The organism is Nesterenkonia salmonea (genome assembly GCF_005771525.1).
GTDB lineage: Bacteria > Actinomycetota > Actinomycetes > Actinomycetales > Micrococcaceae > Nesterenkonia > Nesterenkonia salmonea.
Genome location: NZ_VAVZ01000005.1, coordinates 56,263 through 68,417 on the forward strand (window position 1 = coordinate 56,263; position 12,155 = coordinate 68,417).

Genomic DNA, 12,155 nt, shown 5'->3' on the forward strand with positions numbered 1-12,155 from the left:
CACATGCGGCCATGCGAAGGGCCTGCCATGCGTAGCCAGAACGCATGACAGGCCCTTCGGTGTCGATGTTGTGCTGAGTCTCAGCTCAATCTGCGATGGACCGCAGAATCACGATCACGCGAAGGATTTCAATGTAGAGCCAGACCAGCGAGACGGTCAGACCGAATGCAGCTGCCCATCCGTATTTCTGCTCCACACCAGCTTCAACGCCGTCTTGGATGTTGGTGAAGTCCAGCACGAGTGAGTAGGTGGCGAGCAGGATGGCGAAGGCACCGATCGCGACACCGAGCCAGCCGGCGCGCATACCGAACATGCCGATATCGGTGAACATCACCATTCCGAAGTTCACCAGGCTGAACACCATGTAGGCAATCAGTGCGGTGAAGAAGAACTTGTTGAGTTTAGGAGTGGCACGCACTTTTCCTGACTTGAAAAGCGCCAGCACAGTACCGAAGACCACCAGGGTTGCGGTCACTGCTTGAACGGCAACGCCGGGATACGCCATCTCTAGGATCCACGTGAATGCACCCAGGAAGAAGCCCTGAGTCGCCGAGTAGGCCAGAATCAGTGCCGGGTTCGGCTCACGCCGGAACGCGTTGACCAGACCCAAGACCAGGCCTCCGAGAACTGCAACGAGCGCCAGACCCATGACCACGCCGGGCATCATGGTGGCCAAGGTGACCGCAGCGCCAGCACCGACCAGCAGGACGGCGAAGCTGGTCACAGTCTTGCGGATGACGTCGTCATACGTCATCGGCGTGCCCTCTAGACCGGAACGCTCAGGCAGGTTGTACTGCCGCTGAAGGTCGTCTGCCTGCGGGACACCGTGCTGCTGGGCGTAGGTCTGCTGCTGACGCTGTTCTTCTCGCACCGTGCCAGAGCCGGAGTCCATGTAGAACCGGCGGCGCTTATCTGCGTTGAACTGGTCAGGCATTGCACCCGACTTGAACACCGGGTTGCTCGAGCTGCCAAATTGCATGGCCATAGGGGTTCCGCTCTCCTTCAATGGGTTCGTCGTCAACGTCGAAAATCGTCGCTTTCATTTATTCTAACCGTTTATGGCCGCGGATTATGCCTCGTGTCGGATCGGCTCAGGCCTCGTCGATACCGCGGGCGTTCAGCGCACGTCCTGTGTTCCGCGCATGGTCGACCGCCCCTAGCAGCAGCGGCACGGTGCGAGCACGCAGGTCGCGTTCCAACCCGCGGGCACGCGCCTGCTGAGCGCCCAAGTGGAAGGAGTCAGCCAGGTAAGGGATCGAACGCAGCATGATGAGCGCAGCGAGCGCGATTCGGCCGGGTCGAATTCCGAGGAGTCGAAGCGGCGCCAAAATCCGCCGGAGAACTCCTACGAGCTCGACCGGCGCGGTAGTGAGCAGGAGCAGCTGGGCCGCCATCAGACAGGTCAGGATTCGACTCAGGACTTCCGTCCCGGTGGCGGGATCATTGAGGATCAGCTGCAGGATTGCAAGCACGGCAAGCACAAGCCAGAGGCGTCTCAGCAGGACGAGGAGCATCAGCAGAGGTATGCGTGCCACCAGGGCCGTGCAGAACACGAGGACGACGACGCCGGCACTCACCAACGGGTCACGCGCGATCAGCACTGCAGCGGTCACCAGTGCAAGCACCAGCACCTTGACTCCACTAGGCGCTCGGTGCATAAAGCTGTCTCCCGGGGCGCGGCGACCTAATACCTGCTCACGTGGTCGCAGTGGGCGGGGACGGCGTCGTAGTCGTCTCATACGGCGCTGCGGCGTCGGTATGTGGTGATCACAGCTTCAGGATCTCCGTCTGCCACGACTTCACCGTCGTGGATCAGCAGTGTTCGCTCAGCCTGCGCCGCCAGGTCGAGGTCATGAGTGGCGGTGATGGTCATGATGCCGTGTAGCTGAGCCAGCTTCTCCACCTGCTGAGTGAAGCGTTGAGCATTGACCAGGTCAAGCAGGGTGGTGGGTTCATCGAGCAGCAGGACGCTCGGCTTCAGCGCAAGAACTGTGGCCAGGGCGACCAGCTGCTGCTGCCCTGAAGAGAGTTCCTGGGAGCTCCGCTCTGCCAGCTCGGCGATACCCAGCTCGTCAAGACTCCGCATGGCAGCCGAACGGCGTTGGGATGTCTCACGCAGGGTGCGTCGTAGCGAGAGCTCCACATCTTCCAAAGGGGTGGGCATGACCAGTTGGGCGGCCGGATTGGAGAACACGAACCCGGCCTGCTGCCGGACAGCTCGCCCATGATCGACGGTGTCCTGGCCATCCACACTGACATAGCCCTCAGTCGGCTCGACCAGACCGTTGACCAGTTGCAGCAGTGTTGATTTGCCGCCGCCATTGGGCCCGATCACGCTGATCCTCCGTTGGGTGAGCTGCAGCTGCGCAATGCTCAGCAGGAGGCGGGTCCCCGCCAGGACACGGACGTCCCTGAACGCTATTTCCACTGAGGCCGACGGCATCATCCCCGAGCCAGAATCCAGGGGGCAGACCGGTGCACAAGAGCGGCAGCCCCAGCTGCGACCAGAGACTTGATCACATCGCCCGGCCAGAAGACGATGTCAAAGAAGAATGCTTCACGCAGGCTGACCTCAAGGTTGATGCTCATGCCGACGATGCCGGCCGGGTGAGTCACCAGGATGCTGCCAGCGATTGCCGCGACAAACAGCAAGGGCACCCGCCAGCGAACGGACCCCCGACGGAGCACAATGCGTGCGATGAATCCGGTGACCAGGGCGGTGAGTGGCCAGGCGAGCAAGTACCCAGCGGAGGGTCCGGCCAAGACACCGAAACCGCCGACGAATCCAGCAAAGATCGGCAGCCCCAATAGGCCGAGGACTACATAGAGCGCCGCAGCGGCAGCACCACGCCATGGCCCCAGGACCAGACCGGCAAGCGCAATGCCCATGGTCTGCAGGGTGATGGGCACTCCAAAATTCCCGATAGGTATCGGGGGGGCAAAAGCCAATACGGCAATGAGGGCGGCGAAGACCCCGATAAGCGCGATGTCCTGAGCGGGATTGAGACCTCGAGTGCGTCGAGTTCCTTCTGCGATGTGAGAGGTCTCCGATGACGATTGGGACATGATGTGCATCCTCCGGGGATATTCGCGCTTGAACATTCTGTTTCGAGCACACTAAGCGGTTTTTGAACGGTGTTCAAGTTACTCGCGCGGCACTTCCCTGGGTTGACCTAGGATCGCTTTGATTCCCCGATCATAGAGCAGGGCGCTCTCATCTGCGCTGCGGCCGAACAGGACTGAGTTCTGCTCAATCGCCAGCGCCCCCAATGCGTACCGCATCAGTACACCAGCATCAACACTCCTAAGACGCACGTCCTCACTTCTGCTGGCCAGCGCATTGCGCAGCGCCGGCACGGGAGGGAGGTCTGGGTCCAGAGCGTAGGCAATGAGGATCAAGTCGCCGCCATCCGGAAGCGCGAGGATCAGTCTCCGCAGGTGCTGCATAAGCTCCAGCGGCTCACCCGGGACATCTCGGAGGGGCTGGAGCACTCGGTGCGCCACACGCCGCAGCATTTCTTGCTTATTGGGCACGTGATAGTAGAGAGCTCCAGGCTGAACACCTAGTTCGGCGGCTACCCTGCGCATGGAAACGTCCTGCACTCCGTACTGGGCCACCAGATCATGGGCAGCGTCAACAATCTGCCCAGCCGTCAATGCCATTGGACCAGCATACGGGCGAAGGTGAATCTGTTCATGAACCCAGACACATCCAGAGGGCCGAGCTTCAGAGGTCCCCCTACTGGGATTCGAACCCAGACTGTATCGATTTTAAGTCGACTGCCTCTACCAGTTGGGCTATAGGGGGAAATGGGAGAGCTGCACACTCGATGCAGCTTCCCCATCTAAGGACAGATGGTCCTACTAGTTCTTGGCTTTTTCTTTCTTCCCGCCGGCTGCCTCATAAAACGCCTTGGTGGGGTTCTCAAGGTCACGCAGCGGTGTGACGTCACGGCCGAAGACAAGTTCGTTGACCCAACCGCCAGCCACGCGGACTTTGCGCTCCACAGTCGGGATGGCCATGCCGTGGTACCCACGGTGAGCCGCCCATGCCACGATGCCCTTGATCTTGACACCCATCGGGTTGCCGACGCCCTTGTAGAGGCCCAGACCTGCAACGGCACCGAGAGAGTCGTGCTTGTACTCAGCGATTGAGCCGTTGCCGAACCGCGCAGAAAAGAGGTTCTTTGCCAGCAGCTTTGCCTGACGCCAAGCGTGCTGAGCGTTAGGAACGCAGAAGCCGCCGGGTCCAGCGCCGGTCAGGTCAGGGATTGCAGCGATGTCACCAGCAGTCCACGCTCCGTCAATGACGTCGCCGTCCTCGTTGAGGATCTGCAGTGTTGCCGAGCCGGTGAGGCGTCCGCGCTCATCCACTGGGAATGAAGAGCTGCGAGCGATGGCGTTGGCAGCCACGCCTGCGGTCCAGACCAACGTGTCAGCACCGAAGACATCTACTTCAGACTTGTCGGCCATCGCGATCAGGGTCAGTTCGCCATCAACTGCTGAACCCAGGGAGGTGTTGAGCAGCACTTCGACGCCCCGACCACGCAGGTGTTCAACGACACCGACCGCTTGGTCCTCAGTGACTTCTGGCATGATCCGTCCCATGGCCTCGACCAGCACAATACGGACGTCAGACTGGGAGAGCCGGGGGTTCTCGCTCACATAGGCGCGGATGATGTCTTCCATCTCCGCGACGCATTCGATGCCGGCGAACCCACCGCCCACTACTGCGAAGGTCAGGGCACGCTTCTTGGCAGCCTCGTCAGTCATCACCGATGCTGACTCCAGGCGTTCCAGGATGTGGTTGCGCAGGCCCAAGGCTTCCTCAATGGTCTTCAGACCAATGCCGTTCTCAGCCAGTCCTTCGATGGGGAATGTCCGAGTCGTCGCGCCGGCAGCCATGACGATGTCCTGGTAGGGCACCTCCACGCTTTCGCCTTCATCCAGACCGACTATCGCAACCTTGGCCTCGTGGTCCACGGAGGTGACTTTGCCGGTGATCACCTCAGTGTCCTTCAGATGTTTGCGGTGCGGTACCACGGCGTGACGAGCCTCAATGTGTCCGCCCACTACCTCTGGGAGGAACGGCTGGTAGGTCATGTAGGGCAGCGGATCGATCAACGTGACGATCCCCCCGGCTGCTTTGACCTTTTTCTGCAACTGTTGGGCAACCGTCAGGCCGACGTATCCGCCGCCAACGATCAGAATTCGGGGTTTCTCAGAGAGCTTCAGTGCCATGGGCTCCATCCTATATCGGTTTCAAACGGGGGTGATCGGTATTGCTTGCGCGTTCAATCTGGCACGGCGCCGTTGCCGAAGTGTGGATCAGTTGGTGTCGCGGCGTGACAGCAGGTGGACCGCCGCCAGAGTCATGAGCGCCGCAAGGACCAGAGCGCCAACTCCTAGAGTGACGGGTCCGGCCCAGTCCTGGGCTGACCTGACTTCAGCTGCTTGCGGAAGGTCCCGTGGCTCACCTTCAGGGCCAGCCACCACATCGGAGTCCTCTGGAACGCCCTCGGAGTCCTGCTCATCCGTGTCGGTGCGGCGGTGCACCCGAATCCAGTCTTCTAGGGTGTCGTAGTCCTCTGCGTTGAACTCAGGGACGCTGCCGTTGACGGCGGCGTCGACGTTGAGCACGCCATGGCCGAACTCGGGGTCAATCCCGTCGGCTCCTGCAGAATCCGCGGAGGTGAGCAAACGGTGTTTGACCTCTTGAGCAGACAGCTCCGGGTGAGCAGCCATTGTCAGGGCTGCCGCACCGGCGACTATGGGTGTGGCACCGGATGTCCCCGTCCACATGGCATAGCCACCTTCCGGAAGCGCGCCGACCAACGGCTCCGAGGCTGCGGCGATGTCAACAGCAATTCCTTGGGAAGATGAGTCTTCACTGATGTTTCGTTCCTCATCGACGCCAGCGACTGTGAGGACGCCTGGGATGGTGGCCGGAGCTCCGACTGACCAATGCCCAGCGGCCCTGTTTCCTGCGGCGGCGATGACCAGCACATCGTTCTGCTCGGCGTGCAGGAACGCTTCATCCCAGCTTTCTGGCCAGTCCTGCGAGCCTGAGCCGATGGACATGTTGATGATGTCCGCTCCGTTGTCCACCGCCCAGGTCACCGCTTGGGCTATCTGGTCTTCAGTGCCGGGCCCGTAGGGATTGGGATCTTCCAGCACCAAAGAGAGGGAGAGGATATCCGCCTCTGGCGCTACGCCTACTACTCCGGCGGGACGCTCCGGCCAAGGTGCGGATTCGTCCACTTCCTCATCGGATTCGTCTTCCTCCGCATCCTCAATGCCTGGGAAGACTCGAGTGTCATAGAACTCGTCGAGAGCTTCCTCATCGATTTCGTCTTCCCAGTCTTCCCCGTAGATTTCCTCGATGTCGGCGAGGAAGTCATCAAACCATTCATCCCATTCGTCGTCGGAGAGGTCGTCGAAGTCCTCTGCTTCGATCTCTTCGGGTTCGGGCATCTCTTCGCCGCGTCCGGCGGCGAGGGACGCCACCAATGTGCCGTGCTCGGTGTTTGTCTGCGAGACCGGGCCACCGCTGCCGTCTCCGCCTCCTGACACGTCGGTGCCACCCATCATGGCGCCCTCCAGCGAAGGATGGTCTCCATCAACACCGGTGTCGATCACCGCGATGGTGATGCCTTCGCCCTGAGTGGTCTCCCAAGCTTCCGTGACTCCATAGTCTTCGAGCCAGAACTGTTCCTCTCGAGTGCCCTGGCCGTAGGCCGGCGTGGCGACCAGTTGCGCGGCGAGAATCCCGACAACGCCGACCGAGCAGACTCTGCGACCAACCCGGCTCAACTGGCGACCTCCTGGGCATCGAGTTCTCCGCGGGCAACAGACATCACCAGTCCATCGAGGATGTCGTGCTCGGAGGCGATCGCACTCGTGACCCGACCGTCGGTGACTTTGTTGAGGTAGTCAAGGATGGTGCCCCAGATCAAAGCTCCGGCACCTATGACATCAACCCGGCCTGGGTGCATGAACGGCATTGCCGCACGCTGGTCACGGGTGCTGTGCACAAGTTGCTCCACCGACTGTTGGATGGCATCGAGGGAGAGTTCGGCACCGTGGATGGTCTCGGCGTCGTAATCTTCAAGTTTGAGCGCGTGAGCAGCGACTGTCGTGACGGTCCCGGCGACACCGATCACTGTCTCTGTCTCGTGCAGCGGCATCACCTGCGCAACATTTTCGAGGAAACTCAGAGTTTCGAAAGCCGCCATAGAGCATTCGGTTTCTGCCGGCGGATCAGTGCGCATATGGCGTTCGCTGAACCGCACGCAGCCCATATCGGTGGAAATCGCGTGCTCTGCCCCTTTGCAGGTGCCCATGACGAACTCTGTGGATCCACCCCCGAGGTCCACCACGAGAACTTTTCGCTCAGAGTCCCAATCGAGCACCGAGGCCGCACCGGAGAAGGAGAAGCCAGCTTCTTCGGAACCGCGGATGACTTCCGGTTCGACGCCGAGGCGCTCCTTGACTCCGGAGATGAACTCGGTGCGGTTGCTGACATCTCTTGAGGCTGACGTGGCGACGAACCGAACGGCCTGCGCCTGGTGTTTGCGAATGAGCGCGGCGTAGTCGTCCACGGCAGCGAAAGTGCGTTGCAGAGCCTCGGCAGAGAACTCACCGGTCTGGTCAACGCCCTCGCCCAAACGCACCACCGTCATGCGGCGCACCACATCGGTGAGCGCACCAGAGCCGGGCAGGTCGACGTCAGCGATCAGCAGACGGATCGAGTTGGTGCCACAGTCGATAGCGGCAACTCTCATGATGCTTCTCTTTCCTCAAGACGGCGCACGTGGCGCGACAGGTCTTTAGCGGGGACTTCGGCACTGTGGTCCCACGCAGTCTCACATGTGCAGGTGTCCGGGGTCCATTCGGGACTGATCATGTCCAGTGTCTGGTCGCCCAGAGGATTGATGCCAGGGCCAGCGGCAAGGGCGTGTCCAGCGAGAACGTGAAGACACTTGACTCGGTTCGGCATACCGCCAGCGGTGATGCCTTCGATCTCCCAGACTGGGTCTACGCCCGCCTTCTTCCGGATCCGTTCCCGTTCTTCGAGGTACTTCTCATGCGCTTGCCGGTACTGCTCGGCAAGGTGTGCATCCTGGCTCAAGCGCTCAGTCATCTCCACCATCACGCCCGCCGCTTCGAGCCGAGACACTGCACCGGTCAGTGTGGGGTGAGTCAGATAGAAAGTGGTGGGAAAAGGTATCCCGTTGGACAGCCGCGGTGACGTTGCGGCAACCAGCGGATTGCCGCAGATGCAGCGGGAAGGAATTTCGACGACGTCGCGCACCGGCCTGCCCAGCTGCAGGCTGAGCGTGTCAAGGTCTGCTTGGGACGGAGTGGGAGAAGGTACAGGCGCGCGGTTCACAGCACACCACTTTACTGCTCAGCAGACTCGATGACCGATTCCCAGAGGTCGTCTGTCCAATCTCGGTCTTCAGCGGCGTCGTCCGCCGAGTCCGTATGGACCTCATGCTCCTGCAGATCACCGATCACGTGGTACCTGCGTTCACCTGGCACCATGAGGTTGATCCGCTCCCTCGCCTGGCGCTGAACGAACTGCGGATCATCCCAGCGCGCCAACTCGGAGTACAGCTCGTCCTGACGCTGCTGCTCCTCGGATATTTGCCCGGCAAGCTCGTTGATTTCTTCCCGCTGCTGCATGTATGTCCGAACAGTCGGCACCAGGAACGAGATGACCACCAGGGTGACGATCGTCAGCACAATCATCCGCCCGGAGAACGTTCTTTCCGGCACAAGCGTTCGGGCTGAGACTGGGGTTTTGGTGGATGGGCGCTGGGCGTGCTGCTGTGGCTTGTCCGCCCGGCGAGCACGCCGAGCGGTGATTTCATCCGGGGTGCGGATCTCGCCTGAGACCTGTTCACGTTCCTGAAGACGCCGAGCCCTGGCGCGTTCTGCTCGAGCCTGAGCGCGTCGCTGACCGCCGGTGCTTGAGGTTTCGGGTGCAGCGGTGGACGCATCTGAGCCGCGTGCGTGTCGAGGCACGGCCGTCACCGCCTTAACTAGGTATGTCTCGCCGGTTCAGCTGTGGAAGGCCGAACCGGCGAGCACACCACTGATGGGAAGCGTTCTGTTACAGAACCTCAGCGTACTGGCGGGGCAGTATATGCCGACCCTAGGACACGCAGAAGATCCCGGATTCGTCGTTTAAACGACGAACGGCCTGATCACCCAGGGGCTCGGGTAGTCAGACCGCTCATCTCACCGTGGTGCAGCTTTAGGAACCGGCAGAGAAACGCGGAAACGCTGAAGCGCCGGCGAAACGGGCCGCGTCTCCGAGCTCTTCTTCGATTCGCAGAAGCTGGTTGTACTTAGCCACCCGCTCGGAACGAGCTGGTGCGCCCGTTTTGATCTGGCCCGAGTTCACGGCCACGGAAATATCAGCGATCGTGGTGTCCTCAGTTTCACCGGAACGGTGGCTGATCATAGTGGTGTACTGACTGCGCTGGGCCAGTGAGATGGCGTCCAGCGTCTCCGTGAGCGACCCGATCTGGTTGACCTTCACCAACAACGAGTTGGCCGTGCCGTTGGCGATGCCCTTTCCGAGGCGATCGGGGTTGGTCACGAAGAGGTCATCACCGACCAACTGGACCTGGGCGCCGATCATATCGGTCAGGGTCTTCCACCCTTCCCAGTCGTCTTCGTCCAGGGGGTCCTCGATGGAAACCAGCGGGTAAGCCTCGACGAGTTCCTTGTAATACTGGCTCATCTGCTCAGGCGTCTTCTGTTCGCCTTCGAAGGTGTAAGAGCCCTCGGAGAAGAACTCGCTGGCCGCCACATCAAGTGCCAGAGCAACGTCTTGACCCGGCTTGTACCCTGCCCGGTGAATGGCCTCAGTGATGAGGTCCAACGCTGCTCGGTTCGAAGGCAGGTCCGGGGCGAAGCCGCCCTCGTCGCCCAGCCCGGTAGAGAGGCCCTTCTCCTTCAGCAGCGCTTTCAGCGCGTGGTAGACCTCGACTCCGGAGCGCAGAGCTTCCGAGAAGGTCGCAGCACCGATGGGAGCAATCATGAATTCCTGAATGTCCACATTAGAGTCGGCGTGCGAACCGCCGTTGAGGATGTTCATCATGGGTACTGGCAGCAGATGGGCGTTCGGACCACCCAGGTACTTGTAGAGCGGCAGATCCGAGGCGTCAGCGGCAGCCTTCGCCACGGCAAGGGAGACACCCAGAATGGCATTGGCTCCAAGGCTGGCCTTGTTCTCTGTGCCGTCAAGGTCCAGAAGCACCTGATCGATCGACCGCTGCTCGGTGGCGTCGAGCGCTTCCAAAGCTGGAGCGATGACGTCATTGACTGCTTTGACGGCCTCAGTCACGCCCTTGCCGAGGTAACGCTGCTTATCGCCGTCGCGGCGCTCCACAGCCTCGAAGGCGCCAGTGGAGGCGCCTGAAGGAACGACGGCCTGGCCGAAGCTTCCATCGTCGAGCAGGACATCAACCTCCACCGTGGGATTTCCGCGGGAGTCGAGTATTTCGCGGCCGAAGACGCTTGCGATCAGGGACATGGATTCTCCTTGCCTAAAGGGGATGACGGAACAACGGTCACCATTGACTGGTCTCCAGCCTAGTCGAGTTCAGCTTTCTCCTGGGCCTTAATCCGGTCCCATGCAGCATCGATCTCTTCCACGGTCGCCTCTTTGGGGTTGAGCGCACCATGCGGTTCGAAAACATGGGGATTGCGCCGGATGAGCTTGGCGCAGAGTGCTTCGGCAACGCCATCCAGATCGAACTCGCCGCGCTCCTGGGAAATAGCAGCATGCAGCGCTACCTGAAGCAGGATGTCCCCCAGTTCTTTGCGCAGCGGTTCCCCAGTGATGCCGGCGTCAATCTCCTCGGCGACTTCCTGAGCTTCCTCGATGAGATACGGGGTGAGGGCCTCATGCGTCAGCTGGGCAGTCCAGGGGCAGTGCTCCCGCAGCTGAGCGATGATGTCCCTCAGCTGCTCCATATGCGGAAGTGAAGTCACTGCCAAGCCTCGAGGATATGAGCGGCGAGCACCTCGCGTTCTTCGTATCCCAGGAAACTAGCCTCAATGGCGTTGACCTGGAAGTCCACCAGTTCGGCCAGCCCGTAGTCGAAGGCTTCCGCGAGCGCGGCCAACTCTCCGCTGAGGGTCACGCCGGAGACCAACCGGTTGTCCGTGTTGACGCCGACGTTGAAGCCCAGCTGGTAGAGCATGTCGAAGGGGTGGTGGGCCATCTGCGCGGATGACTCTCCGGTGAGAGCTGTCACGGCGCCGGTTTGGAGATTGGAAGTCGGTGAGGTCTCCAGGTGGATCTGCCGGTCACGCACCCAGGCAGCGATCGGACCCAGCTCGACTTCAATGAGGTCTTCACCGCCATCACCGGTTTTGGACCGAGAGTCAGGTCCTGTGGTCAGCACAATGTCCTCCGCGATACGGATTCCATGACCTAACCGCTGGGCTCTGCCGTCAACCAGGGCGCTGCGCACGGATTCCAGCCCATCGGCTTCGCCTGCGTGGACGGTGGCAGGCAGCATCTGCTCGGCTAAGCGAGTGAAGCTTGAAGCAAATTGTGACGGTGGGAACCCGGCCTCAGGTCCCGCAATATCAAAGCCCACCACTCCGGCTTCCCGGTGCCGCAGCGCCAGTTCGACGATGTCTTCCGCATAGTCAGCCTGCCGCATGGCGGAGAGCAGCTGCCCGACGGCGATGACCCCGTCATTCTCTTCGACGGCTTGGGCGCCCTCGTTGAGCCCGGCTTGGACAGCCTCCACGGCCTCATCCAGTGTCAGACCGCCAGCAATGTGCTGCTCGGGCGCCCACCGCACCTCGGCGTAGATCACCCCATCAGCTGCTAAGTCTTCAACGTATTCCCGCGCAACTCGGCGCAGGTTGTCGGCCGACTGCATCACGGCGGTGGTGTGCGCAAAGGCTTCCAAGTATTTGAGAAGGTCACCGGAGTTGGCGTTGGTCCGGAAGATCTCCTGCAGTGCCGCCGGGTCGGAGCTCGGCAAATCATGCTCTATCTCTGCGGCTAACTCGATCAGAGTGGAGGGTCGAAGGGACCCATCCAGGTGGTCGTGCAGGGAAACTTTGGGCAGGTCGCGCAGCTGGGCTTCAAAACCCTCGTAAGTGCTCATGGCCCTTAG

Annotated in this window: 13 protein-coding genes and 1 tRNA gene; all 14 read right to left on the reverse strand. The window is 61.1% G+C overall.

Translation table 11 applies throughout. The annotated features are described in order from the left end of the window. Positions 1-85: 85 nt before the first annotated feature. The 14 genes from FEF26_RS02755 to FEF26_RS02820 all read right to left on the reverse strand — a co-directional run bounded on the left by FEF26_RS02755 (position 86) and on the right by FEF26_RS02820 (position 12,146). On the reverse strand, positions 86-985 hold the full coding sequence (locus tag FEF26_RS02755; RefSeq protein WP_243730369.1) for a Bax inhibitor-1/YccA family protein: 900 nt from the start codon (positions 983-985) through the stop codon (positions 86-88). Between the two features lie 106 nt (positions 986-1,091). Further along, positions 1,092-1,658 carry an energy-coupling factor transporter transmembrane component T family protein gene (locus FEF26_RS02760; protein WP_166432889.1) on the reverse strand — a complete coding sequence of 189 codons (567 nt, stop codon included), beginning with the start codon at positions 1,656-1,658 and terminating at the stop codon, positions 1,092-1,094. A gap of 77 nt (positions 1,659-1,735) precedes the next feature. Beyond that, entirely contained in the window at positions 1,736-2,446 is a 711-nt protein-coding gene (locus FEF26_RS02765) for an energy-coupling factor ABC transporter ATP-binding protein (protein ID WP_138252012.1), read from the reverse strand. Then, a complete protein-coding gene (locus FEF26_RS02770; RefSeq protein ID WP_138252013.1) occupies positions 2,443-3,066 on the reverse strand; it encodes a biotin transporter BioY in 624 nt (207 codons plus the stop codon). The genes FEF26_RS02765 and FEF26_RS02770 overlap by 4 nt, the downstream gene beginning before the upstream one ends. A 78-nt stretch (positions 3,067-3,144) precedes the next feature. Further along, complete coding sequence (locus tag FEF26_RS02775; protein ID WP_138252014.1) at positions 3,145-3,663, reverse strand: TetR/AcrR family transcriptional regulator; 519 nt, start codon at positions 3,661-3,663, stop codon at positions 3,145-3,147. Positions 3,664-3,734: 71 nt separating this feature from the next. Continuing rightward, a tRNA-Leu gene (locus FEF26_RS02780) sits at positions 3,735-3,808 on the reverse strand. 56 nt (positions 3,809-3,864) lie between these two features. Then, entirely contained in the window at positions 3,865-5,241 is a 1,377-nt protein-coding gene (locus tag FEF26_RS02785; RefSeq protein WP_138252015.1) for an NAD(P)/FAD-dependent oxidoreductase, read from the reverse strand. A gap of 87 nt (positions 5,242-5,328) precedes the next feature. Next, on the reverse strand, positions 5,329-6,813 hold the full coding sequence (locus FEF26_RS02790) for a S8 family peptidase (protein WP_138252016.1): 1,485 nt from the start codon (positions 6,811-6,813) through the stop codon (positions 5,329-5,331). Continuing rightward, entirely contained in the window at positions 6,810-7,784 is a 975-nt protein-coding gene (locus FEF26_RS02795) for a Ppx/GppA phosphatase family protein (protein WP_166432890.1), read from the reverse strand. Before FEF26_RS02795 ends, FEF26_RS02790 begins: the two co-directional genes overlap by 4 nt. Continuing rightward, a complete protein-coding gene (locus FEF26_RS02800; RefSeq protein ID WP_138252018.1) occupies positions 7,781-8,392 on the reverse strand; it encodes a DUF501 domain-containing protein in 612 nt (203 codons plus the stop codon). The genes FEF26_RS02795 and FEF26_RS02800 overlap by 4 nt, the downstream gene beginning before the upstream one ends. Positions 8,393-8,403: 11 nt before the next feature. Continuing rightward, positions 8,404-9,030: an FtsB family cell division protein gene (locus FEF26_RS02805; RefSeq protein WP_138252019.1), complete on the reverse strand. Its 627-nt coding sequence runs from the start codon at positions 9,028-9,030 to the stop codon at positions 8,404-8,406. Positions 9,031-9,262: 232 nt separating this feature from the next. Beyond that, positions 9,263-10,549: a phosphopyruvate hydratase gene (gene eno / locus FEF26_RS02810; RefSeq protein ID WP_138252020.1), complete on the reverse strand. Its 1,287-nt coding sequence runs from the start codon at positions 10,547-10,549 to the stop codon at positions 9,263-9,265. 59 nt (positions 10,550-10,608) lie between these two features. Then, on the reverse strand, positions 10,609-11,010 hold the full coding sequence (locus tag FEF26_RS02815) for a MazG nucleotide pyrophosphohydrolase domain-containing protein (RefSeq protein WP_243730380.1): 402 nt from the start codon (positions 11,008-11,010) through the stop codon (positions 10,609-10,611). Beyond that, positions 11,007-12,146 (reverse strand): adenosine deaminase, encoded by a 1,140-nt coding sequence (locus FEF26_RS02820; protein ID WP_138252022.1) that lies wholly within the window; start codon positions 12,144-12,146, stop codon positions 11,007-11,009. The genes FEF26_RS02815 and FEF26_RS02820 overlap by 4 nt, the downstream gene beginning before the upstream one ends. Positions 12,147-12,155 lie beyond the last annotated feature (9 nt).

What these genes read in the sequence shown, in the direction of transcription:
- FEF26_RS02770 (WP_138252013.1), bottom strand. Translation starts at nt 3,066, where the DNA reads ATGTCCCAATCGTCATCGGAGACCTCTCACATCGCAGAAGGAACTCGA.
- FEF26_RS02755 (WP_243730369.1), bottom strand. Translation starts at nt 985, where the DNA reads ATGGCCATGCAATTTGGCAGCTCGAGCAACCCGGTGTTCAAGTCGGGT.
- FEF26_RS02775 (WP_138252014.1), bottom strand. Translation starts at nt 3,663, where the DNA reads ATGGCATTGACGGCTGGGCAGATTGTTGACGCTGCCCATGATCTGGTG.
- FEF26_RS02795 (WP_166432890.1), bottom strand. Translation starts at nt 7,784, where the DNA reads ATGAGAGTTGCCGCTATCGACTGTGGCACCAACTCGATCCGTCTGCTG.
- FEF26_RS02760 (WP_166432889.1), bottom strand. Translation starts at nt 1,658, where the DNA reads ATGCACCGAGCGCCTAGTGGAGTCAAGGTGCTGGTGCTTGCACTGGTG.
- FEF26_RS02765 (WP_138252012.1), bottom strand. Translation starts at nt 2,446, where the DNA reads ATGATGCCGTCGGCCTCAGTGGAAATAGCGTTCAGGGACGTCCGTGTC.
- FEF26_RS02820 (WP_138252022.1), bottom strand. Translation starts at nt 12,146, where the DNA reads ATGAGCACTTACGAGGGTTTTGAAGCCCAGCTGCGCGACCTGCCCAAA.
- FEF26_RS02785 (WP_138252015.1), bottom strand. Translation starts at nt 5,241, where the DNA reads ATGGCACTGAAGCTCTCTGAGAAACCCCGAATTCTGATCGTTGGCGGC.
- eno (WP_138252020.1), bottom strand. Translation starts at nt 10,549, where the DNA reads ATGTCCCTGATCGCAAGCGTCTTCGGCCGCGAAATACTCGACTCCCGC.